General features: G+C 42.2%; 19 protein-coding genes. 16 read left to right on the top strand and 3 right to left on the bottom strand.

Annotated elements, in window-relative coordinates; translation table 11 throughout:
• The first annotated feature begins 15 nt into the window (after positions 1 to 15).
• The 4 genes from purM to purD are packed head-to-tail and all read left to right on the top strand — an operon-like array spanning position 16 to position 4,468.
• Positions 16 to 1,056 (top strand): phosphoribosylformylglycinamidine cyclo-ligase, encoded by a 1,041-nt coding sequence (gene purM, locus AC0VYO_RS01695; RefSeq protein WP_475368312.1) that lies wholly within the window; start codon positions 16 to 18, stop codon positions 1,054 to 1,056.
• Positions 1,053 to 1,613, top strand: a complete 561-nt coding sequence (gene purN, locus AC0VYO_RS01700) for a phosphoribosylglycinamide formyltransferase (RefSeq protein WP_475368313.1) — start codon at positions 1,053 to 1,055, stop codon at positions 1,611 to 1,613. The genes purM and purN overlap by 4 nt, the downstream gene beginning before the upstream one ends.
• Before the next feature lie 32 nt (positions 1,614 to 1,645).
• Complete coding sequence (gene purH / locus AC0VYO_RS01705) at positions 1,646 to 3,184, top strand: bifunctional phosphoribosylaminoimidazolecarboxamide formyltransferase/IMP cyclohydrolase (protein ID WP_194222433.1); 1,539 nt, start codon at positions 1,646 to 1,648, stop codon at positions 3,182 to 3,184.
• Positions 3,185 to 3,199: 15 nt separating this feature from the next.
• Positions 3,200 to 4,468 carry a phosphoribosylamine--glycine ligase gene (purD, locus tag AC0VYO_RS01710; RefSeq protein WP_475368314.1) on the top strand — a complete coding sequence of 423 codons (1,269 nt, stop codon included), beginning with the start codon at positions 3,200 to 3,202 and terminating at the stop codon, positions 4,466 to 4,468.
• On the opposite strand, the gene AC0VYO_RS01715 is transcribed toward purD, so the two are convergent.
• Positions 4,446 to 4,547, bottom strand: a complete 102-nt coding sequence (locus AC0VYO_RS01715; protein ID WP_337957775.1) for an EYxxD motif small membrane protein — start codon at positions 4,545 to 4,547, stop codon at positions 4,446 to 4,448. The genes purD and AC0VYO_RS01715 overlap by 23 nt on opposite strands.
• Positions 4,548 to 4,615: 68 nt before the next feature.
• Complete coding sequence (locus AC0VYO_RS01720; protein ID WP_226616410.1) at positions 4,616 to 4,861, bottom strand: YgaP family membrane protein; 246 nt, start codon at positions 4,859 to 4,861, stop codon at positions 4,616 to 4,618.
• A gap of 87 nt (positions 4,862 to 4,948) precedes the next feature.
• On the opposite strand from AC0VYO_RS01720, the gene AC0VYO_RS01725 reads away from it, so the two are divergent.
• The 6 genes from AC0VYO_RS01725 to AC0VYO_RS01750 all read left to right on the top strand — a co-directional run bounded on the left by AC0VYO_RS01725 (position 4,949) and on the right by AC0VYO_RS01750 (position 13,797).
• Positions 4,949 to 6,694, top strand: coding sequence for an adenine deaminase C-terminal domain-containing protein (locus AC0VYO_RS01725; RefSeq protein WP_475366388.1), 1,746 nt, complete (start codon positions 4,949 to 4,951; stop codon positions 6,692 to 6,694).
• Positions 6,695 to 6,852: 158 nt separating this feature from the next.
• A complete protein-coding gene (locus tag AC0VYO_RS01730; protein WP_136948324.1) occupies positions 6,853 to 7,149 on the top strand; it encodes a YerC/YecD family TrpR-related protein in 297 nt (98 codons plus the stop codon).
• Positions 7,150 to 7,534: 385 nt separating this feature from the next.
• Complete coding sequence (gene pcrB, locus AC0VYO_RS01735; RefSeq protein WP_430242468.1) at positions 7,535 to 8,224, top strand: heptaprenylglyceryl phosphate synthase; 690 nt, start codon at positions 7,535 to 7,537, stop codon at positions 8,222 to 8,224.
• A 63-nt stretch (positions 8,225 to 8,287) separates the two neighbouring features.
• Positions 8,288 to 10,510 carry a DNA helicase PcrA gene (gene pcrA, locus AC0VYO_RS01740; RefSeq protein ID WP_475368315.1) on the top strand — a complete coding sequence of 741 codons (2,223 nt, stop codon included), beginning with the start codon at positions 8,288 to 8,290 and terminating at the stop codon, positions 10,508 to 10,510.
• Positions 10,511 to 10,535: 25 nt separating this feature from the next.
• Entirely contained in the window at positions 10,536 to 12,536 is a 2,001-nt protein-coding gene (ligA, locus tag AC0VYO_RS01745) for an NAD-dependent DNA ligase LigA (protein ID WP_430242471.1), read from the top strand.
• Between the two features lie 13 nt (positions 12,537 to 12,549).
• Entirely contained in the window at positions 12,550 to 13,797 is a 1,248-nt protein-coding gene (locus AC0VYO_RS01750; RefSeq protein ID WP_430242472.1) for a CamS family sex pheromone protein, read from the top strand.
• Between the two features lie 42 nt (positions 13,798 to 13,839).
• Here the strand turns inward: AC0VYO_RS01750 and AC0VYO_RS01755 are convergent, their stop codons facing one another.
• Positions 13,840 to 14,775 (bottom strand): metal ABC transporter solute-binding protein, Zn/Mn family, encoded by a 936-nt coding sequence (locus tag AC0VYO_RS01755; RefSeq protein WP_475368316.1) that lies wholly within the window; start codon positions 14,773 to 14,775, stop codon positions 13,840 to 13,842.
• A gap of 647 nt (positions 14,776 to 15,422) precedes the next feature.
• Between AC0VYO_RS01755 and putP the strand changes: the two genes are divergently transcribed.
• From putP to rlmD, 6 genes are all read left to right on the top strand, one after another.
• The gene (gene putP / locus AC0VYO_RS01760; RefSeq protein ID WP_194222424.1) at positions 15,423 to 16,886 is read left to right on the top strand and encodes a sodium/proline symporter PutP; all 1,464 of its coding nucleotides are present in this window, start codon (positions 15,423 to 15,425) and stop codon (positions 16,884 to 16,886) included.
• Between the two features lie 242 nt (positions 16,887 to 17,128).
• Positions 17,129 to 17,419, top strand: a complete 291-nt coding sequence (gene gatC / locus AC0VYO_RS01765) for an Asp-tRNA(Asn)/Glu-tRNA(Gln) amidotransferase subunit GatC (RefSeq protein WP_226616418.1) — start codon at positions 17,129 to 17,131, stop codon at positions 17,417 to 17,419.
• Between the two features lie 14 nt (positions 17,420 to 17,433).
• Positions 17,434 to 18,882 (top strand): Asp-tRNA(Asn)/Glu-tRNA(Gln) amidotransferase subunit GatA, encoded by a 1,449-nt coding sequence (gatA, locus tag AC0VYO_RS01770; RefSeq protein ID WP_194222422.1) that lies wholly within the window; start codon positions 17,434 to 17,436, stop codon positions 18,880 to 18,882.
• A gap of 16 nt (positions 18,883 to 18,898) precedes the next feature.
• Positions 18,899 to 20,332, top strand: a complete 1,434-nt coding sequence (gene gatB / locus AC0VYO_RS01775; RefSeq protein WP_194222421.1) for an Asp-tRNA(Asn)/Glu-tRNA(Gln) amidotransferase subunit GatB — start codon at positions 18,899 to 18,901, stop codon at positions 20,330 to 20,332.
• 307 nt (positions 20,333 to 20,639) lie between these two features.
• Positions 20,640 to 21,587, top strand: a complete 948-nt coding sequence (locus tag AC0VYO_RS01780) for a diacylglycerol kinase (RefSeq protein ID WP_194222420.1) — start codon at positions 20,640 to 20,642, stop codon at positions 21,585 to 21,587.
• Between the two features lie 299 nt (positions 21,588 to 21,886).
• Positions 21,887 to 23,254, top strand: a complete 1,368-nt coding sequence (gene rlmD / locus AC0VYO_RS01785; RefSeq protein ID WP_475366391.1) for a 23S rRNA (uracil(1939)-C(5))-methyltransferase RlmD — start codon at positions 21,887 to 21,889, stop codon at positions 23,252 to 23,254.
• Positions 23,255 to 23,446 lie beyond the last annotated feature (192 nt).

Raw genomic sequence — 23,446 nt, forward strand, 5'->3', positions numbered from 1 at the left:
CTGAAGGAGGCCGTTATGGCACAAGCATACAGGCAGGCAGGCGTTAATATAGAAGCAGGTTATGAAGCGGTAGATCGGATCAAACCGCATGTGAAAAAAACGATGCGTAAGGGAGTTATGGGAGGACTTGGTGGCTTTGGTGGCATGTTCGATCTGTCAGAACTCAATTATGAGAAGCCAGTTCTCGTTTCAGGGACGGACGGAGTAGGCACGAAGCTCATGCTTGCGATCCAACTCGATCAGCACGATACAATTGGGATTGATTGTGTTGCGATGTGCGTAAATGATGTTGTCGCACAAGGCGCAGAACCGCTCTATTTTTTGGATTACATTGCAACAGGTAAGCTTGCACCAGAGCGGATCGAACAAATTGTGAAAGGCGTTGCAGAAGGCTGTTCACAGGCAGGGTGTGCTCTTATTGGTGGTGAAACAGCTGAAATGCCTGACATGTACCAAGAGAATGATTATGACCTTGCTGGCTTTACAGTTGGCGCTGTAGAGAAGTCTCAGTTGATTACAACAGAGAATGTGACAGAAGGCGATGTTCTCATTGGCCTTGCATCAAACGGTATTCATAGTAATGGCTTTTCCCTTGTACGTAAAGTGCTTCTCAAGGATAATGATATGGATTTGAAAACGTCATATGACGAACTTGGTATGACGCTTGGAAATGCTTTGCTGACACCGACGCGTATCTATGTTAAACCTGTTCTAAATGTTCTTCAATCTAACACTGTTCATGGGATTGCACACATTACAGGCGGAGGTTTTGAAGAGAATATTCCGCGTATGCTTCCTGAAGGACTGGCTGCACAAATTGATTATGGTTCGTGGCCGGTTCCTCCTATTTTTGATTTGATCGAAAAGAAGGGAAGTCTCGCTCGTAAGGAAATGTTTACAACATTTAATATGGGTATAGGGATGGTCCTTGCTGTTCCAGAAGATGTTGCGGTTAATGTCATCAAAGCACTTGAGCAGGATGGTGAGCGTGCTTATATGATTGGACGCGTTGTAAAGGGAGAAGGAATCGAATTCGGAGGCGGTGACTTGTCGTGAAGAAGCTAGCCGTATTCGCATCTGGGAGCGGCTCGAACTTTGAAGCGATTGCCGCAGCGATTGAAAAGGGACAGCTTGAAGCAGAAGTGGCCCTCGTAGTCTGTGATCGTCCTGGAGCTAAGGTTGAAAAAAGGGCAGAACGCTTTGGCATTCCTGTCCTTTCCTTTTATCCTAAATCGTATGAATCGAAAGCTGACTTTGAAACATTTATTCTTCAGCAGTTACATGATGCTGGTGTTGAGTGGATTATTCTCGCAGGCTATATGAGGTTAATCGGTCCAACGTTGCTTCAAGGTTTCGAAGGAAGAATTGTGAATATCCACCCATCTCTTCTTCCTTCTTTCCCTGGAAAGGACGCAATCGGACAAGCATTTGAAGCTGGTGTTAAAATCACAGGCGTAACCGTTCATTTCGTGGACGAGGGAATGGATACCGGAAAAATCATTGATCAAGACAGTGTTCGGATTGATGAGGGCGACACGAAGGGTGACCTGGCAAATAAAATCCAGGCAGTAGAGCATCTTTTATACCCTGCCGTCATCCGTTCCCTTCTTTAGGAAAAAAACAAAAGGTAGTAGGAGGAATCATTATGGCTATTAAACGTGCGTTGATTAGCGTTTCTGATAAAACAGATATTACAGCATTTGCAAAAGGACTTGCGGACAAAGGGGTTGAGGTGATCTCAACAGGGGGGACAAAGCGTGCTCTAGAAGAAGCTGGTGTAGACGTGATTGGCATCTCGGACGTAACTGGATTCCCAGAGATTCTCGATGGTCGCGTAAAAACCCTTCATCCAAACGTACATAGTGGTCTTCTAGCTGTGCGTGATAATGAAGCTCATCAGAAACAGTTGGATGATCTTAATATCAAGCCAATTGATCTTGTTGTTGTGAATTTGTATCCTTTCCAGGAAACAATCGCAAAACCTGATGTTACTTATGAAGAAGCGATTGAAAATATTGATATTGGTGGACCGACGATGCTTCGTTCTGCTGCAAAAAATCATCGGGACGTAACAGTTGTAGTGGATCCTTCTGATTACAATCGCGTTTTGCGACAAGTTGAAGAAAATGGTGATACAACCGGAATTCTTCGTCGTGAGCTTGCTGCAAAAGTATTTCGCCATACAGCTTCATATGATGCTGTGATTTCGGAATATTTAACTGCTCAATCAGGAGAAGAAGAGCCTGAGTCACTTACGGTAACATTTGAACGGAAACAAACGCTTCGCTATGGTGAAAACCCCCATCAAAAAGCTGTTTTCTACAAAAAACCTTTATATACTGGAGCTTCACTTGCTTCAGCAGAGCAGTTAAATGGTAAAGAGCTTTCTTATAATAATATTAACGATGCCAATGCGGCGCTTAATATTGTGAAGGAATTTGATCAGCCGGCTGTTGTAGCTGTGAAACATATGAACCCGTGCGGAGTTGGTACTGGTGAAACGGTTGTAGAAGCTTATCAAAAAGCATATGAAGCTGATTCCACTTCGATTTTCGGTGGGATTGTCGCGATTAATCGTGAAGTGGATGAAGCAACAGCGCTTAAGTTAAAAGAAATTTTCCTTGAAATTATTATGGCACCTTCGTTTACTGAAGAAGCTTTAGCTGTGTTAACGAAGAAAAAGAACCTTCGTTTATTGAAGCTTGATGTTTCTGCCTCTCCTGCGATTGAACATCAGTTAACTTCCGTAAATGGTGGCCTTTTACTTCAAGAGCGTGATCGTTATGGATTCGATGAAGCTGATATTTCGGTTCCAACCGATCGTGAGCCGACAGAAGAAGAGTGGGAAGCACTGAAGTTAGCATGGAAAGTTGTTAAACATGTGAAATCAAATGCTATCGTTCTAACGAAGAATGACCAAACGATTGGAATTGGTGCAGGACAAATGAACCGTGTCGGTGCTGCGAATATTGCCATCGAGCAAGCAGGTGAGAAGAGCAAGGGATCAGTTATGGGTTCAGATGCTTTCTTCCCAATGGATGATACTGTTGAAGCAGCAGGTCGCGCTGGTGTAACAGCTATTATTCAACCTGGCGGCTCCATTCGCGATGAGGACTCCATCAAGAAAGCGAATGAATATGGCATTACAATGGTCTTTACTGGCATTCGTCATTTTAAACATTAAGAGGAGGTTTTTCGAGTGAAGGTATTGGTAATTGGTCGCGGTGGCCGCGAGCATGTAATGGCATGGAAAGCGGCGGAAAGCAGCCTTGTTGATCAAGTCTTTGTCGCTCCTGGTAATGCAGGTATGACAGATGTTAGTCAGCTTGTGGCAATTGAAGAGAGTGATCATGAGGAACTTGTTGCCTTCGCAAAAAGGGAAAACATTGATTTAACGCTTATTGGTCCTGAACAACCTCTTCTCGACGGTATTGTAAATCGCTTTGAGGAGGAAGGACTCCGTGTATTTGGCCCAAGACAGGAAGCAGCCTTGATTGAGGGAAGTAAAACGTTCGCCAAAGAATTAATGGTTGCGCATAACATTCCTACCGCATTTTCTAAGTCCTTCACTGACTATATCGAAGCGAAAGCTTATGTTGAAAAAGTCGGTGCGCCAATCGTCCTAAAAGCAGATGGACTTGCTGCAGGTAAAGGTGTTGTGGTGGCAATGTCACTGGAGGAAGCACTCGAAAGCCTTCATGACATGATGGAGAACAATCAGTTTGGTGCTGCTAGTGAACGTGTTGTAGTAGAAGAATTTCTAGAGGGTGAGGAATTCTCTTTAATGGCTCTTGTCGAAGGTGATCGTGTTTACCCACTTGTTATTTCTCAAGATCATAAACGTGCTTTCAATGGTGACGAGGGTCCAAATACAGGAGGGATGGGAGCCTATTCTCCTGTTCCGCAAATTTCTCAAGATACTGTGGATCATGCGGTTGAGACGATTTTACGTCCTGCAGCAAAAGGAATGAAATCAGATGGCCGCTCCTTTACCGGAATTCTCTATGCTGGCCTTATGTTAACAGTTGATGGACCGAAAGTGATTGAATTTAATGCGCGCTTTGGTGATCCAGAAACGCAAGTCGTTCTCCCTAGAATGACATCAGACTTCGTCCAGGCTGTCCTTGATCTCCTCGAGGGTAAAACACCTAAGCTTGAATGGAGCGAACAGTCCGTTATTGGTGTTGTCGTTGCTTCAGGTGGCTATCCAGGTAGCTATGAGAAAGGCAAGGCGATTACTGGGCTTGATCAGGTTGGATCAGAGTCTCTTGTTTTTCATGCCGGAACAAAACAAATCGGTGGAAAGCTAGTAACAGACGGAGGTCGTGTACTACTTGTTGCTTCTGCAGGTGATGATTTGAGAGAAGCGAGTCAGGTGGTATATAAAGAATTAGAAAATGTAAAAGTAACGGAAGGCTTCTATCGAACAGACATTGGGCATCGCGCTATTTCACACGTTTCTTCCTAATGTAGGCGAACGCAATCGCAACGATACTTCCAATAATCATCGTATAAATTAACCATGTATCTGTTATATACTCGAGCATAAATAGACCTCCTTTTGATAAGGTAGATGAAACTTCCCTGAATGCAGGGAAGTTTTTTTATGAAAACGTTAAGAAGGATTAATCACTCTTTCAAGTGCCGTTTCATCTGGATCAAGTTTTTCATCGGGGGTCATGAGGTCAACGATGGGGCAATACCTCGTATGTCCTTCAGCTACTTTCATGGCACCGATTGCGGCGATTATCCAGGCTGATTTGGATTCTTCTTTAGAAAGCTTTGCGGTTGAATAAGCAAGAAGTGTGAATCCGGTAGCTAGTCGAACAAAGGCATTCATCATACTAATGTTTGGCTTCAATTGAAAAACTCCTTTCTTCATTCACAAATCTAAAGTAGCAATGTGTCGAAATTATGTTAAAATAAAGAAAACTTCTTGAAGCGGGTGATGGTTTTGGCAAAACGAAAAAATTTATGGACAAAGCAGCAATTACGACAACACGTTCAAGTAGTGTCTGGAGAACTGCCTCCATCGATCGTTTTTTACAATGCAACATATTTAAATAATGGACTTAAAAAATGGGTTACATCGAATATATGGGTATATGAAGATCGTATTGTGTACGTAGGCGATGATCTTCCTGAAAAGCACCCGTCAACTGAGTGGATTGATTGTTACGGGAAATATCTCGTGCCAGGTTATATTGAACCACATGCACATCCATTTCAACTATATAATCCCCTTACGCTTGCGCGATATGCATCTCAGCGGGGAACAACAACAATGATGAATGATAACCTTTTATTCCTTCTAGGTTTGACAAAAGAGAAAGCGCTTACATTGATTGAGGATTTAGATCAGTATCCCGTTTCGATGTATTGGTGGGCGCGATATGATTCACAAACACAGCTTCTCGATGAGGAGGCCATTACGAATAAAAATATGAAGGAATGGCTGGCACACCCACTTGTGATACAGGGTGGAGAGCTTACCGCATGGCCTGATGTTCTCGGGGGAGATGATGAAATTTTAGAATGGATGCAGGAGACGAGAAGACTCGGTAAACCAGTGGAAGGACATCTCCCTGGTGCTTCTCTCGCAACATTAACGAAGATGGGGCTTCTTGGCGTTTCGTGTGATCATGAAGCGATGACAGGAGAGGAGGCGCTGCGTCGCTTAGAGATGGGTATGATGACGTCACTCCGTTATTCTTCGATAAGACCTGATCTACCTGTCATTCTCGAATCATTGCTGAAAAAAGGAGTTACTTCCTTTGACCGCGTTATGATGAATACAGATGGATCAACGCCTTCATTCCTGGAAAATGGCACAACGGACAAGTTAATTGCAATAGCACTTGAGAAAGGAGTCCCTTCAGAAGATGCGTATTCTATGGTGTCATATAATGTCGCAAACCATTACGGTATAAGCGATACGCATGGTATGATAGCACCGGGTAGAGTGGCTCACATTAATATTCTTGCATCAAAAGAAGATCCGCTCCCTGTCTCTGTTCTAGCGCGTGGAAAATGGTTAAAGCGTGATCGTGATGAAGTAGAACAGGATTGGTCTTTTGATTGGGAAGATCATGGACTTTCTCCACTTGATAATTCGTGGGAAATCCAATCAAACGATTTAACTTTCTCTGGTCCGGCAGGAATTGAAATGGTGAATGCTGTTATTACAAAGCCTTATAATCTATCTGTCGAAACGTCAGTTGAAGAGTTACCTTCAGGTTCTGATGAAAGCTTTATGATGCTTCTCAGTCGTGAAGGGAAATGGCGTGTAAATACGATCATTAAAGGCTTCGCTAATCAAGTGAAAGGATTTGCAAGCAGCTTTTCGAATACGGGTGATTTTATTCTGATTGGGAAAAATAAAGCGGATATGATGACAGCTTTTAATCGAATAAATGAAATTGGTGGGGGGATCTCTCTTGTAGAAGATGGAGAAGTTATATCCGAAATTAAACTTCCTCTCATGGGCAAAATGTCTGATCTTCCACTTGAAGAACTAATCAAAGTTGAAAAGAGAATGATACAAGAACTAGAAGATAGGGGCTACTTATATAAAGATCCCGTTTATAGCTTGTTGTTCTTTTCTTCAACACATTTACCTTTTATTCGATTGACGCAGCAAGGAATTTATGATGTGAAAAGGAAAATGGTACTTTTTCCTTCGATAATGCGTTAAACTATAACAAAGTAACCTCTTAACGGAGTGAAGTGCATGATTTTATTCGGTTGAATTGTTAAAATGAATATAAAGCTGTAAAAATAGCACATCAAGATGAACGTTACAGAATGCAACATATAGACGAAACATACTTAAGTAAGGAGAGTGGATTTAGAATGCAAATTGATAAACTTCGAGGTAAGACACTTGACCAACTTTTTGAAGCGATTCTTTCATTGAAAGATCTTGAAGAATGCTATTTGTTCTTTGATGATCTAGCGACTGTAAATGAGATACAATCGCTTGCTCAGCGTTTGGAAGTAGCAAGAATGCTACGTGAAGGGTTTACGTATCATAAAATTGAAACAGAAACAGGCGCAAGCACCGCAACGATTTCCAGAGTAAAGCGCAGCTTGAACTATGGAAACGATGGCTATCAAATGACGCTTGATCGTGTTCACAATAAAGAGTAGAAAATGAGCCGGCTTCCGGCTCATTTTTGTTTTGGTTGGCGTGTTGATGGATATTTGCCTTTTCGCGGATATATTTGAGAAATCGCGGAAATAATGATCGATTTCGCGGATAAAATGAGATTATCGCGGAATTATCGAGGAAATCGCGGAATTATGGATTTTAAATGGTTGCAGATGTTTGTGGGGGCTAAACGGGCGCTTCCGCTTTTAGGTGATCCAGCTGCAGTGGGCAGGTCCTCGATCGCTTCACCATTTCATCCGAACACAAAGGACGTGTTCAAATGAAATGCCTCCAGCGCTTGTCGGACCTAAACGCCCACTTCCGCTTTTCATGTATTCTTTGATATAATCCAATTTATGAGGAAAAGTGGGAGGAAGGGTTAGGATGTTTGATTTTCGAGAGTGGAAGCATGTGTTTAAGCTGGATCCGAATAAGGAGATAGAGGATTATGATCTTGAGGCGATTTGTGAGTCTGGGACGGATGCGGTGATTGTTGGTGGTAGTGATGGCGTTACGCTTGATCGGACTTTAGATTTACTTGCTAGAATTCGCCGCTACGCGGTACCATGTGCTCTTGAGGTATCCACTGTTGAGGCAGTGACACCAGGATTTGATTTTTATTTTATTCCGACAGTGTTGAATACGGAAGATAGCCGTTGGGTGACCGGATTACATCATGAGGCTGTGAAAGATTTTGGCGAAATCATGAACTGGGATGAAATTGTGATGGAAGGGTATTGTATTTTAAACCAGGATTCTAAGGTTGCTCAGTTAACTTCTGCTCATACTAATCTAGATGAAGCTGATGTTCTTGCTTATGCTCGTATGGCAGAGAAAATGTTCAAACTGCCCATTTTTTATGTGGAATATAGCGGAACATATGGAGATGCAGAACTTGTTCGGAAAGTGAGCCAGGTTCTTGACGATACGCAACTTTTTTATGGTGGCGGAATTGACTCTCCTGAGAAAGCGAAAGAAATGGCAGCTTCTGCAGATACGATTATTGTCGGGAACGTCATATACGATAATATGAAGCAGGCGATAAAAACTGTTGCTGCTGTGAAAGGAAATTGATTCTCTCCTGTCGATCAGGTAAAATAAGAAACAAGAACATACGTTTGTGAGGAGTGCGAAAACATGCAACGAATAGTTGATAAGTTACTAAACGGGCTAAATCCCGAACAACAAGAAGCGGTCAAGCACACGGATGGACCGCTTTTAATTATGGCTGGAGCAGGTAGTGGAAAAACGAGAGTGTTGACGCATCGTATTGCGTATCTACTTGTGGAGAAACAGGTATCTCCATGGAATATTCTTGCGATTACGTTTACGAATAAAGCGGCGCGAGAAATGAGAGAACGAGTGAATTCGATTACGGGACCAGTCTCGGAAGATATTTGGATTTCGACATTCCACTCAATGTGCGTACGTATTTTAAGAAGAGACGGTGATCGGATTGGGATTAACCGCAACTTCACCATTCTTGATTCTGGGGACCAGCTGACTGTTATTAAGAAGATCTTGAAAGAGCAGAACGTAGACCCAAAGAAATTTGAGCCTAGAGGGATTCTTGGCAGTATTAGCTCTGCAAAAAATGAACTCGAAACCCCTGAAGATTATAAAGCTAATGCAAAGGGGCCTTACGAAAGTGTTGTTGCTGATGCATATGAGCAATATCAGAAACAGCTTCGTAAAAACCAGGCGCTTGATTTTGATGATTTGATTATGCGGACGATCACGTTGTTCAAAAAGGTGCCGGAAGTACTCGAGTTTTATCAGCGTAAATTTCAGTACATTCATGTTGATGAGTATCAAGATACAAACAAAGCACAATATATCCTTGTTAAACTCATGGCTGAGAAATATCAGAACCTTTGCGTAGTAGGTGATTCTGATCAGTCGATCTACCGCTGGCGTGGTGCGGACATACAGAACATTCTTTCCTTCGAGAAGGACTACCCAAGTGCACGTGCGATATTCCTTGAGCAAAACTATCGTTCAACTAAGAAAATTCTACAAGCGGCCAATGTAGTTATTGAAAATAATACGAACAGAAAGCCTAAAAAGCTTTGGACGGATAATGATGATGGGCCACATATTACTTACTATCAGGCAAACGATGAACATGATGAGAGTCGTTTCGTAACAGGGAAAATCCTTGATATGGTGAATAGCGGACAGCGAACGAATTCACAAATAGCGATTCTTTATCGTACGAATGCACAGTCGCGTGTGATTGAGGAAATTTTAAATAAGTCGAACATCCATTACAACATTGTCGGCGGTACAAAGTTCTACGACCGCAAAGAGATTAAAGATGTTCTAGCATATCTCCGTCTCATTGCTAATCCAGATGATGATATTAGCTTACTTCGAATTGTGAATGTTCCAAAGCGTGGTGTTGGTGCATCGACAATGGACAAGGTAGCACAATATGCGGCTAATCAGGATATTTCTATCTTTACAGCTCTTCAAGAAGTCGAGCAGATCGGGTTAAGCGCTCGTTTCACTAAGACTCTTAAATCATTTGGTAATCAAATGGCAAACTGGTCACAAATGCAGGAATATCTAGCCGTATCTGAACTTGTTGAGGAAGTAATTGATAAATCAGGGTATCGTGATGCGTTAAGAAACGAGAATACAATCGAATCCCAAACACGACTTGAAAACATTGATGAATTTCTTTCTGTTACACAAGAATTTGAGAAAGCAAGTGAAGATAAAAGCCTAATCGCTTTTCTAACAGACCTTGCGCTCGTTGCAGATATTGATAAGTTAGATGAGGATGAAGGTGAGCAGAAGGAAGCTGTTACACTTATGACGCTCCATTCAGCAAAAGGTTTGGAATTTCCAATTGTTTTCCTCATTGGCATGGAAGAAGGAGTATTCCCGCATAGTCGTTCCCTATTTGAGGAAGAGGAGATGGAAGAAGAGCGTCGTCTAGCATATGTTGGTATTACAAGAGCAGAAGAAGAGCTTTTCATAACAAATTCTCGTCTTAGAACACTTTACGGAAAAACAAACGCGAATCCTGTGTCCCGCTTCATAGGAGAGATACCAGAAGAATTACTTGAGAAGCAAGGTCAAGAAAAGCCAGCTACACCGTTTGGTGGAACTAGTTCCCGACCTTCTTCAAGACCTGCTACTCCAAAGACGCCTAGACGTCCTCAACTTACTTCAACGGGTGGAGATTCACTCGATTGGAAAGTAGGAGATAAAGCAAGTCACCGCAAATGGGGCGTTGGTACGGTCGTTAGCGTTAAGGGTGAGGGTGACTCGACTGAGCTTGATATTGCTTTCCCTAACCCGGTAGGAATTAAGCGTTTGTTAGCGAAGTTTGCGCCTATTGAAAAGCAATAGTCATTTTAGAAGGTGAGGTTTGACGATGGAAGAAAAGCAAAAGCGCATCGAAGAGCTTCGTCAGCTCTTAAATCAGTACAATTACGAGTACCACGTTCTAGATCAGCCGACCGTTCCTGATGCCGAGTATGATCGGATGATGAATGAATTAATTAACCTGGAAGAAGAGACTCCTGAACTTAAAACGGAAGATTCTCCAACTCAGCGCGTCGGTGGCCCGCCGCTTGAAGGCTTTCAAAAAGTTGAACACAGAGTACCTATGCTAAGCCTTGGTAATGCATTTGGTGAAGAGGACTTGAAGGACTTCGACCGACGTGTACGTGATCGAATTGGCGAAAACTTTTCGTATGTATGCGAGTTAAAAATAGACGGTCTTGCCGTTTCACTTATTTATGAAGATGGAGTTCTTGTGCGTGGAGCCACACGTGGGGATGGCACGGTAGGAGAGGACATTACTCAGAATTTGAAAACCATTCCAGCTATCCCACTTCGTTTAAGCGAGAATGTTAGCATGGAGGTGCGTGGTGAGGCGTTCATGCCAAAGCCATCCTTCATGAAATTAAATGAAGCACGTGAGAAGAACGATCAGGATTTATTTGCAAATCCTCGAAATGCAGCGGCTGGTTCTCTTCGCCAGCTTGATCCAAAGATTGCTGCTAGCCGCAACTTGTCTATTTTTGTATACGGTGTAGGTACGGTTGAAGGCAGGGAAATTAGTTCACATTCAAATGGCCTTGATTTTCTCAAAGAGCTAGGATTCAAAACCAATCCAGAATGGAAGCGATGTAACACGATTGATGATGTTATTGATTACATCGGTGGTTGGTCAGAGAAACGTCCTGATCTTTCATACGAGATCGATGGGATTGTTGTGAAAGTAGATGCCCTCAATCAACAAGAGGAGCTAGGATTTACTGCGAAAAGTCCACGATGGGCCATTGCATACAAGTTTCCTGCTGAAGAGGTTGTAACGCAGCTCTTGGATATTCAGCTTAATGTGGGCAGAACTGGTGTCGTCACTCCCACGGCTGTTTTAGAACCAGTGCTTGTTGCTGGGACAACCGTACAGCGAGCATCTCTTCATAATGAGGATCTGATTCGTGAGAAGGATATTAAAATTGGAGACTATGTCGTTGTGAAAAAAGCAGGAGACATTATCCCTGAAGTTGTTTCTGTTCTCGAAGACCGTCGTACAGGTGAAGAAAAAGCATTTTCTATGCCTGAGAAGTGTCCTGAATGTGATAGTGATCTCGTTCGATTAGAAGAAGAGGTCGCACTTCGATGCATTAATCCAAAATGTCCAGCTCAGCTCCGTGAAGGACTCATTCATTTTGTTTCACGCAATGCAATGAATATTGATGGACTAGGTGAACGGGTGATTACTCAGCTGTTTCGTGAGGAATTAATTCATGATGTAGCAGATATCTATCAGCTGACACACGATCAACTTATTGAGTTAGAGCGAATGGGTGAGAAGTCAGTTTCCAACCTTCTTGAGGCGATAAGCGTCTCAAGGAATAATTCATTAGAAAAACTGTTGTTTGGTCTGGGGATACGCCATGTCGGTGCAAAAGCTGCGAAAACTCTTGCACAACAATTTGGCTCTATGGACAGTATTGTTCAAGCAAATATAGAAGATCTTGAAGCAATTAATGAAGTGGGACAGAAAATGGCTGATTCTGTTGTGCGATATTTTCAAAACGAAGAAGTGCATGAACTAATTGAAGAATTAAAAGAAGCTGGCGTTAATATGACCTATAAAGGACCTAAGCCAGTTGCGGTAGAAGACATTGATTCCGTGTTTGCGGGTAAAACAATTGTACTCACTGGTAAGTTAGAACAGTTGAGTCGCGGGGAAGCAAAGAAGAAGCTTGAAGAACAAGGCGCAAAGGTGACAGGTAGTGTAAGTAAGAGCACAGATCTTGTCATTGCAGGGGAAGATGCTGGTTCTAAGCTTGAAAAGGCAGAGTCTCTTGGCATTGACGTGTGGAGTGAGAACAGGTTCCTTGAAGAGTTAAACGAATGAGGAGAGGGAAGTAATGCCAAAGAAGCAAACGTTCATCGTTAGTATCATGGCCCTTTCGCTCGTATTATCCGGTTGTGTTCCAAGTTTTATGAAGGGCGATCAGGATGATACAGTGAAAGTGAATGATTCAGAAGGCGAAGATAGCGAAGAAATGATTGTTAGTGAAGATATCAAAACATCTGAAACGTATTATCGTTCAGTACTTGAGAAGGATGGGGATAAGAATTCTCTTGATACTTCACAAGTTAGGGGATTAATCACGGCTGGCGTTGATAACCGTCTCGATGTTGATGCGCTTGAGATGGGTTTAATCAGACTTTCTCAAGAGCAATTTGATCCTGAGAAATATTTCTTTAAAGAAGGGCAGCTTTTTGATACAGAGCAAATTCATAGCTGGCTGTATCGAGATAATGGTGTAACGAAAGAAGAAGCTGAAAAAGATAAAGAGAAGGAAGTAAATGAGGGACTTAATCCACAGCTCGGAGTGGAAGAAAATCCTGCTAATTATGAGCAAGTAATTGAAGCAGAGAAGAAAAACCCTAAATTCTTATCTTATATACATGAACAAGATTACTATGTTCAAAACAAAGATGACGAGTTACAACTAGGCGGAATTTCGATTGCCTTATCGCTTTATTCTGAATATCCTTACTCTGTTCTTGATGAGAATGGCTTGAAATATACTGGTTCAGTGAAACTAGGGAAAGAAGAAGTGATTTCTAAGGCGAAGGAATCGATTGAACCAATTGTGAAGAAAATTCGTGCTGAGCATGACGTACCTATCATGTTCACTCTGTTTTTAGAGCAACCAAGACAATCAGTTGTCCCAGGAAACTTTGTGGCGAGCACGATTGTAGGAGAGGGGAAATCCAGCCCAGATTCATGGAAGGATTTGAATGAGAAGTACGTTGCTTTTCCTTCTTCCGCAGCCTCCGACGAGTATCCTGCTGAAGCAGAGAAGTTTGATGATTTCACGCGTGAAATCCAGGATTTCTTTCCAAACTTTGTTGGTGTCATTGGCACCGGGTTCTATAAACAGGATGAGCTTACACAATTGAAGGTTGAAATACCAATTCAATTCTATAGTAAAGCGGAGGTCATTTCGTTTACACAGTTCGTAAACGGTCTTGTCAAGAAACGAAATGATACATTTCCTCAGGAGCTTCCGGTCTCCATCTACATTACAAATAACGGAGAAACGGAAAGTATGATTGTGAAAGATCCTAACGAAGAAGAACCGTTTGTTCATATTTATCAATAAACAAAAACCCTCTCAGTGTAAGGACACTGAGAGGGTTTTTGTTTATTCAGACAAGGCTTTTTGAAGTGTTTGAATGTTTTTTTTCATTAATGTGAAGTATGTTTCATTATTTTCGATATCTTCCTCGGTTAAAACTGATAGGTTATGGATGCGAAGCGTATTGAGTCCAAGCTCTTTTTGAACTGCTTTAGCAGGCTTGGGCGTAGCATTTTGTTCGAAAAGCATATACTTCAAATTGTGGCTTTTAGCTGTTTCGATAATTTCTTCCAATTGTTTTTGAGTTGGCTCTTGAGAAGGAGAAAGACCTGAGACGCTTAATTGTTCAAGGCCATAACGACTTTCCCAGTAGCTATAAGCATCATGAGAGATGAGAAATTCTTTCTTAGCTGCACGATCAGCCATTTCTTGAAAAGATTGATCCAAGGCTAATAATTCTTCTTGCAAAGAATTAAAATTAGTTTCGAATGTTTCTTTCTGATCAGGATCGAGCGTGATTAGAGCATCTTTAATATTTTCAGCCTGCTCGATTGCAAGGATGGGATCGATCCAGATATGGGGATTCATATCACCATGATCGTGATCGGCGTGCTCTTCATGTTCTTCTTCTGATTCATCTAGATGGATGTCTTTAGCAGACTCAAGAACCATGACATCCTCATTGCTTAGCGTATCCTGTGCAGCATCAGCAAATCCTTCCATACCTGCACCATTATAAATAAACAAATCAGCTTCAGCTAATTCGGCCATTGTTCTAGTTGTTGGCTCAAAGCTATGTGCATCGCTACCAGGAGGAATGATTGAGTCTGCCGTTACACCTTCTCCTCCAATCCGTTCTGCAAAGTATTCAAGGGGGTAAAGTGTTGTATAAATGGTGAGCTTCCCATCCGTTTTAGAGTCTGACTCATCTTGACCACAAGCGACAAGGATAAACGTAGATATAGATAATAATAGCGCTAATTTAAAAAAGCGATTATTCATAAATGATTTTCCCTTCCGTAAGTTTCTCTGCCACTCATTATATCGTAATCATTACGTTTTGCAAACAGTAATCTTTCCGATTAGTTTCGTTCATATAATGAAAAATCTTAAAAAGATTTTGAAGTGGGAAGGTTCAAAATTACATGGAAAATATAGTTATAATAATTAGCGTTATGAAGGTATGAAAAGAAGAGAAACGCGGCAATCTATAAAAAAATATTTCAATTTAAAGATTAACATTACAAAATAGTGGGTAAATGTTACTAGAGTATGTAGATGAGGCAAATATTGGTGAATTAATTTAAATAAATTTTCCTGAATACTTATGACATAAAAGTTGCTAAAAGAAGGGAAATCTCTTTTATTGTGTATTTTTATTCATTAAAAAGTTTATCTTATAATATTTTCATTGTTCAGAAAAATATTTTGTGATATAGTAATCATTGGTTTGTAAAGGACTAATGGTCTACTTGAATAATTTGAATTCACAGCGAAAATGCATAGTTGTGAATATTGACTTTGGAGGGGGTGAAAGTGTGGAATATACCTTAACTACCGCAACATGGTTCTGGCTACTTATACCAATGCCTTTATTAGTCGTATTATCAATAATAACTTTTTTTACCGAAAGGAGAGAATAGTACTCGATGAGTATTGAGACGCCAACGTTAGTCACATTTATAGTGTACCTTGTCGGTATGCTCGCAATTGGATTAATTGCTTACAAAATGACAAGTAACTTATCTGATTATGTTCTTGGAGGAAGAAGATTAGGTGGATCTGTTGCAGCACTTAGTGCCGGAGCATCAGATATGAGTAGCTGGCTCTTACTAGGACTACCTGGTGCAATGTATGCAGGTGGTATGAGTCAAATTTGGATTGGGATTGGGCTCGCAATCGGAGCTTACCTGAACTGGCAGTTTGTTGCATCGCGTCTTCGCCGTTATACAGAAGTGGCGAATGATTCGATTACGGTTCCTGATTACCTTGAAAACCGTTTTCGTGATGGTTCGAAAGCACTTCGCGTGATTTCGGCAATTGTCATTCTTGTATTCTTTACGTTCTATACGTCTTCAGGTCTTGTTGGGGGCGCAATCCTGTTTGAAAGCTCGTTCGGAATGAGCTATGAAAGCGCATTGTGGATCGGTGCACTTGTTATTATTTCTTATACGTTCCTCGGTGGTTTCTTAGCGGTAAGCTGGACAGATTTCTTCCAGGGAATACTTATGTTCCTTGCACTTGTTGTCGTGCCAATTGTTGCCCTAAATGAAATGGGTGGCTGGAGCGAAACAGTTAATCAAGTTGGTGCAACGGATACAACTTATCTAGATATCTTTACTGGTATGAGCTTCATGGGGATTATTTCCCTGCTTGGTTGGGGACTTGGTTACTTTGGCCAACCTCACATCATCACTCGTTTTATGGCAGTTAAATCTTCAAAAGAGATTCCTAAAGCACGCCTTGTTGGTATGTCATGGATGGTTCTTTCATTGTTTGGTGCAATCTTTACTGGTTTCATCGGTATTGCCTATTTCGATGCGGGCCTTCCGAACTCGGAAACAGTCTTTATTGAATTTACACAAGTGCTCTTTAATCCATGGGTTTCCGGCTTCTTGCTTGCTGCAATCCTATCTGCGATTATGAGTACAATTGACTCTCAGCTTCTTGTATCTTCAAGTGCTGTTGCGGAGGACTTTTATAAAGCGATCCTTCGTAAGAATGCTAGTCAGACTGAGCTTGTATGGGTAGGTCGTATCGCGGTTCTTGCGATTGCGTTACTAGCTATTCTACTTGCTTACAACCCTGATAGCAGTGTTCTTGATCTTGTAAGTTATGCGTGGGCAGGGTTTGGTGCCGCATTTGGGCCAGTAATTATACTGAGTCTATTCTGGAAACGTATGACGCGTAATGGTGCCCTTGCTGGTATCATCACGGGTGCAGTAGTCGTTATTCTATGGGCTCAATTATCAGGCGGACTCTTCGACCTTTACGAATTGATTCCAGGCTTTATTCTTGCGTGGATCGCTGTTATGGCATTCAGCTTTGTAGGTAAAGAACCTGGTAAAGAGATTGAAGATGAATTTGAAGCAGCTAAGACATCTGAATTTTAATATTATCCTTTTTGAAGACTCACCCTGAGATGGGTGAGTCTTTTTATTGAGAAATGCCTTGTATAGTAGAGAACGTTTTAGTCTGCGGGTACGGCACCGCAGTCAAACAAACGTTTAATTACATTTTCTTAATTAAACGTTTGTTTAAAATTGGAACAGACGGCGTTCTGTTGCTTAATGAAGCTTGTTTTTGGTATCATCTATATATTGCAGGTTGTTCGAAATTTGTGGAGGTGAAAGTGATGTCCAGAATTACCAAAGAAGAGGTTAAGCATGTAGCGAACCTCGCTAGACTAGAAATGGATGAGGCAGAGGTCGAGAAGTTTACAACTCAGCTTGATGACATTATTTCAATGGCGGAGCAGCTGAATGAATTAGATACAGAGAACGTTGAGCCTACAACGCATGTTCTCGATTTAAAAAATGTACTTCGTGAAGACAAAGTACAGCCGTGGTTATCTCGTGAGGAAGCATTGAAGAATGCACCTGATAAAGAGAATGGTCAAGTAAAAGTTCCATCAATATTTGAGTAAGGGAGGCAACGTCCTTGTTTGATAAAAGCATAAGTGAGCTTCACAGCTTGCTTCATAAGAAAGAATTATCCGTCAGTGAACTTGTTCAAACCTCGTTTGATCGTATTCATACGGTCGACGAAAAGGTAAAAGCATTCATGACGTTAAATGAAGAAGGAGCAATGCAAGCAGCAAAAGCGCTTGATGAAAAGCTCGGTACAGAAGATGCAAGAGGGCTTCTTTTTGGTCTCCCTGTAGGTGTGAAAGATAACATCGTCACAAAAGGCCTTCGTACAACAGCGTCAAGCCAGCTTCTAAGCAACTTTGACCCATTACATAATGCAACGGTGGTTGAACGTTTAAATGCAGCGGAAACAATCACTGTGGGCAAATTGAATATGGACGAGTTCGCGATGGGTTCTTCTAATGAGAACTCTGGCTTCTTTGGCACGCGTAACCCATGGAACACCGATTATGTACCTGGTGGCTCAAGCGGCGGCTCAGCTGCATCTGTTGCTGCTGGAGAAGTTTTCTTCTCACTTGGCTCTGATACAGGTGGCTCAATCCGTCAGCCAGCTGCTTTTTGTGGTGTTGTAGGATTAAAACCTACTTACGGACTCGTTTCTCGATTTGGCTTGATCGCGTTCGCATCATCACTCGATCAAATTGGACCAATCACAAACACCGTAGAAGATAACGCCTATCTTCTTCAATCTATTGCAGGTCACGATAAGATGGATTCAACATCAGCGAACGTTGACGTTCCAGATTACCTTTCTAGCCTAACTGGTGATGTAAAAGGATTACGTATTGCTGTACCGAAAGAATACCTTGCTGAAGGTGTAGATGAAGACGTGAAGAACAGCGTCCTTCAATCACTTAAAAAGCTTGAAGAGCTCGGCGCAACTTGGGAGGAAGTATCTCTACCTCACTCTAAATATGCTGTAGCGACATACTATCTTCTTTCTTCTTCAGAAGCATCAGCTAACCTTGCTCGCTTTGACGGCGTCCGCTATGGCGTTCGTGCTGAAGCTGAGAACCTTCTTGATCTTTATAAGAAAACAAGAAGCGAAGGCTTTGGTGACGAAGTGAAGCGACGTATTATGCTTGGTACATTTGCACTTAGCTCTGGCTATTACGATGCTTATTATAAGAAAGCACAAAAAGTTCGTACGCTCATCAAGAATGACTTTGAAAAAGTATTCGAGGACTACGATGTGATTATCGGACCTACAACGCCGACACCAGCCTTTAAAGTAGGCGAGAAAATTGATAACCCGCTAACGATGTATGCGAATGATATTCTCACAATCCCGGTTAACCTTGCAGGCGTTCCTGCGATTTCCGTACCTTGTGGTTTATCAAATGGCCTACCTGTTGGACTTCAAATAATCGGAAAGCACTTTGATGAGAAGACCGTTTATCGCGTAGCTCATGCATTTGAGCAAGCAACGGATCATCATAAGGCTAAACCAGAGCTGTAAGGGGTGACGACTGAAAATGAATTTTGAAACTATTATTGGTCTGGAAGTTCACTCAGAACTGAAGACAAACACAAAGATTTTCTGTAATTGTTCAACGAATTTCGGTGCGCCGCCTAACACGAACGTTTGCCCGATCTGTCTAGGTCATCCTGGTGTTCTTCCAGTGATGAACGAACAAGCTGTTGATTTTGCGATGCGTGCGGCAATGGCATTGAACTGTGAAATCGCAGAAGATACGAAGTTTGACCGTAAAAACTATTTCTACCCAGATAATCCGAAAGCTTATCAGATCTCACAATATGATAAGCCAATCGGTGAAAACGGATGGATTGATATTGAAGTAAACGGCAAAACAAAGCGTATCGGTATTACGCGTCTTCACCTTGAAGAAGATGCTGGTAAGCTCACGCACGTTGATGGAGAGAACCATTCTCTAGTTGACTTCAACCGTCAGGGTACACCACTTGTTGAGATCGTATCTGAGCCGGATATTCGTACACCTGAAGAAGCGTATGCTTACCTTGAGAAGCTTAAAGCGATTCTTCAATATACGGAAGTGTCTGACTGTAAAATGGAAGAAGGATCTCTTCGTTGCGATGCGAACCTTTCTCTTCGCCCATATGGACAAGAAGAGTTTGGTACAAAAACTGAGCTTAAGAACTTGAACTCATTTGCTAACGTACAAAAAGGTCTTCAATTCGAAGAAGTACGTCAGGAGAAAGAACTTCTAGCAGGAAACGTGATCGGTCAGGAAACGCGTCGTTATGACGAAGCTGGCAAGAAAACAATTCTGATGCGTGTGAAAGAAGGATCTGACGACTACCGTTACTTCCCAGAGCCTGACCTTGTTCGTCTTGCGATTAATAAAGAGTGGATGGACCGCGTGCGCGAAGATATTCCTGAACTTCCAGATGCTCGTCGTGAGCGCTATGTGCAGAAATATGATCTTCCAGAGTACGATGCGATGGTACTCACTCAGTCCAAGAAAATGTCAGATTTCTTCGAAGTAGCGATTGACCAGGGAGCTGATCCTAAACAAGCCTCAAACTGGTTGATGGGTGAAGTATCGGCATACTTAAATGCGAACTATAAAGAAATTGATGAAGTGGCCCTAACTCCGGAAGGATTAGGCAAACTAATTTCTCTAATCGAGAAAGGAACAATTTCTTCTAAGATCGCGAAGAAAGTATTCAAAGATCTTATCGAAAAAGGCGGCGATCCTGAACAGATCGTTAAAGACAAAGGCCTTGTGCAGATTTCTGACGAAGGCGAGCTTCGTTCAATCGTTTCAGGTATTCTTGACGAGAACGAACAATCCATCGAAGACTACAAAAACGGGAAAGACCGCGCACTCGGCTTCCTCGTTGGTCAAGTGATGAAGGCAACCAAAGGAAAAGCAAATCCTCCAATGGTAAACAAACTCATTGTTGAAGAAATGGATAAGCGATAAATTGTGAAACCCTCCCATTGCGGAGGGTTTTTTTATTGTCTATATAGAAGTGCAAGCTTGTATACCTCATCCGCATTTTTTCGGCTTTGCTTTTTTTTAGGGAAAAGCCTATAATCAGAACAGAAGGTTAAGCGGTGGAAAACGGTCACGAGAATGTGGGCGTTTTTTGTTTGCGACTATCATATAAATAAAAGAAGACATTACTTAAGAGAACGCGTACGATTATTGTCCAAACCAATTCAAAAAAGTAACCATACATGCAAATCAGAATGAAAGAATTAAGATAGAGAAGATAGGATGATGAAGGATGAAACGTGCAAGACTAATTTATAATCCAACGTCCGGTAGAGAACAAGTGAAGCGCTCGCTGCCATACATTTTAGAACGCCTTGAAGTAAATGGGTACGAGACGTCTGCCCATGCAACCACTTGTGAAGGGGATGCAACGGAAGCAGCGCGCATCGCTGTAGAAAGACGATTTGATCTTGTTATTGCTGCAGGTGGAGACGGAACGATTTATGAAGTAATCAATGGCATCGCTGAGCAGCCGTATCGTCCAAAAATGGGGATTATTCCAGTTGGTACAACGAACGATTTCGCACGAGCGATTGGCGTTCCTCGCACAGTTGAAGGTGCTATGGATGTCCTATGCAACGGCCTTGAAATGCCAATTGATATTGGTCGTGTAAACGAACATTACTTTATCAACATCGCAGGTGGCGGACGCCTGACTGAATTAACGTATGAAGTACCTAGTAAGCTTAAAACAATGCTTGGCCAGCTAGCTTATTATATGAAAGGCATCGAAATGCTTCCATCCATTCGCCCGGCGAGGACTCGGATTGAATATGATGGAAAACTCTTTGAAGATGAAATTATGCTTTTTCTAGTCTCTAACTCAAATTCCATCGGCGGATTTGAAAAGCTAGCCCCTCATGCGTCATTGAATGATGGACTGTTCGATCTCATGATTTTGAAAAAGACGAACATCGCAGAATTCATTCGGATCGCAAGTAGTGCGCTACGTGGTGATCATATTAATGATCCAAATGTTGTCTATAAAAAAGCAAGTCACATCAAAGTAGAATCAGTCGATAAAATGCAGCTCAACCTGGACGGAGAGTACGGCGGCCCACTTCCAGCAGAGTTTACGAACTTATATCGTCACATCACAATGATCGTCCCGAAAGAAACGAGCGAGAAACATACAAACGAAGAAGAAGCCGCGCACAAGCGCGCTATTTCAGGTGAGTAGAAGTGAAGTGTATGGGAGAAGTCAGAGACTGAGAGCTCTGGCTTTTTCTGTTGTAGTGGAGGATCTGGGAGTGGAGGAGGAAATTTGGGTTTGGCCAATAAAAATTGATTTTGGCTAATATATTTCAGATTTGGCCAATATATCGTGAGTTTAGCCAATATAATCCCATTTTGGCCAATAAACCATGAAATCGAGCTTGCCTCACATGCAAAAAGCACCGCGCTGATCCATTTCGCGATCCATTCACACTGTGGTACAATTTTTGTACATGAAATTGAACGGAAAAGGACGGAAACCAAATGAGTAATCAAGAAGTACCTGTAAAAAAGAATGACGTTGTTGAAGTAGAGTTCAGAGACCTTTCCCATGACGGAGCAGGCGTTGCGAAAATAGATGGTTACACGCTTTTCGTCCCGTACGGTATCCCTGGCGAAACAGCGAACGTGAAAGTGATCAAAACGAAGAAAGGTTACGGCTTCGGAAAGATTCTTGATGTGAAAGTTGAGAGCGAAGACCGTAACACGCCGCCGTGTCCAATCTTCTATCAGTGTGGAGGCTGCCAAACACAGCACATTACGTACGATAGCCAGTTGAAGTTCAAGCATAAGCAAGTTCAAGATGTGATGGAGCGGATCGCGAAAATCGACGTACCCGTTCATCCTGTGCTTGGCATGGAAGACCCATGGCGCTACCGCAACAAAGCTCAGGTACCAGTTGGCGAACAGAATGGTAAGATCGTCGCTGGCTTCTACCAGCAGCGCAGTCACCAGATTATCGACATGGACCAGTGTCTCATTCAGGAGCAGGAGAACGACGAAGTTCTTCGCGTCGTAAAAGAGATCGCTGAAAAATACGGCATCCGCGCATACGACGAGCGTTCACATCGCGGAACGCTCAGACACGTTGTTGCAAAATACGGAAAGCAAACGGACGATATCATGGTCGTCATCGTTACAAAAAACAAAGACTTACCAAATAGAAAGAACATCATCAAAGACATCACTGAGCAACTTCCGAAAGTGAAATCAATCGTTCAAAACGTAAATCCCAAGCGCACGAACGTGATTTTCGGTGACGAAACCCGCGTCCTGTGGGGCTCACCATACATTTACGATACGATCGGCGACATTAAATTCGCGATTTCAGCACGCTCGTTTTATCAGGTAAACCCGGATCAAACGAAAGTCCTTTACGATCAGGCGCTTGAATACGCTGGACTTACTGGGAATGAAACGGTCATCGACGCTTATTGCGGCATCGGAACGATTTCTCTATTCCTCGCGCAAAAAGCAAAGCAGGTATACGGCGTTGAAATCGTACCAGAAGCGATTGAAGATGCGAAGCGAAATGCCGAGCTAAACGGCATCACAAACGCAGAGTTTGCGGTAGGTGAAGCAGAGAACGTCATTCCAGCCTGGAAAGAGCAGGGCATCAAGCCTGATGTGATCGTCGTTGACCCACCACGTAAAGGGTGTGACGAAGCTCTACTTCAAACAATTATTGATATGAAGCCTGAGAAAGTCGTTTATGTATCATGTAACCCAGCTACGCTCGCTCGTGATCTACGCATCTTAGAAGATGGTGGTTTTAAAACGAAAGAAGTTCAGCCGGTTGATATGTTCCCGCATACGACGCACGTCGAGTGCGTAGCCGTACTGGAGCTATAATAAACTTCACTAAACCCCACCTTAACTCCAGTGTTAAGGTGGGGTTTTAATTAGTTGCAATAAAGAGGTCGATTTATAGGAAGATACGTCTTTATAATTGTAATGACTGTTGAGAATATATTTTGTGCAATCGAATAGAGTGCAATTAAATTGAATCGCATATAGTGGTGTGATATGGTTTAGGCGTGAAGC

The sequence above is a fragment of the Anaerobacillus sp. 63XJN7_4_ISO-PGPR-S23-413 genome (genome assembly GCF_056173725.1).

Coding starts and splice junctions, on each gene's coding strand:
- AC0VYO_RS01780 (WP_194222420.1), top strand. CDS start 20,640: ATGAAACGTGCAAGACTAATTTATAATCCAACGTCCGGTAGAGAACAA.
- AC0VYO_RS01715 (WP_337957775.1), bottom strand. CDS start 4,547: ATGCTCGAGTATATAACAGATACATGGTTAATTTATACGATGATTATT.
- AC0VYO_RS01750 (WP_430242472.1), top strand. CDS start 12,550: ATGCCAAAGAAGCAAACGTTCATCGTTAGTATCATGGCCCTTTCGCTC.
- pcrA (WP_475368315.1), top strand. CDS start 8,288: ATGCAACGAATAGTTGATAAGTTACTAAACGGGCTAAATCCCGAACAA.
- ligA (WP_430242471.1), top strand. CDS start 10,536: ATGGAAGAAAAGCAAAAGCGCATCGAAGAGCTTCGTCAGCTCTTAAAT.
- AC0VYO_RS01730 (WP_136948324.1), top strand. CDS start 6,853: ATGCAAATTGATAAACTTCGAGGTAAGACACTTGACCAACTTTTTGAA.
- AC0VYO_RS01755 (WP_475368316.1), bottom strand. CDS start 14,775: ATGAATAATCGCTTTTTTAAATTAGCGCTATTATTATCTATATCTACG.
- gatC (WP_226616418.1), top strand. CDS start 17,129: ATGTCCAGAATTACCAAAGAAGAGGTTAAGCATGTAGCGAACCTCGCT.
- purM (WP_475368312.1), top strand. CDS start 16: ATGGCACAAGCATACAGGCAGGCAGGCGTTAATATAGAAGCAGGTTAT.
- putP (WP_194222424.1), top strand. CDS start 15,423: ATGAGTATTGAGACGCCAACGTTAGTCACATTTATAGTGTACCTTGTC.
- AC0VYO_RS01725 (WP_475366388.1), top strand. CDS start 4,949: ATGGTTTTGGCAAAACGAAAAAATTTATGGACAAAGCAGCAATTACGA.
- gatB (WP_194222421.1), top strand. CDS start 18,899: ATGAATTTTGAAACTATTATTGGTCTGGAAGTTCACTCAGAACTGAAG.
- rlmD (WP_475366391.1), top strand. CDS start 21,887: ATGAGTAATCAAGAAGTACCTGTAAAAAAGAATGACGTTGTTGAAGTA.
- pcrB (WP_430242468.1), top strand. CDS start 7,535: ATGTTTGATTTTCGAGAGTGGAAGCATGTGTTTAAGCTGGATCCGAAT.
- purH (WP_194222433.1), top strand. CDS start 1,646: ATGGCTATTAAACGTGCGTTGATTAGCGTTTCTGATAAAACAGATATT.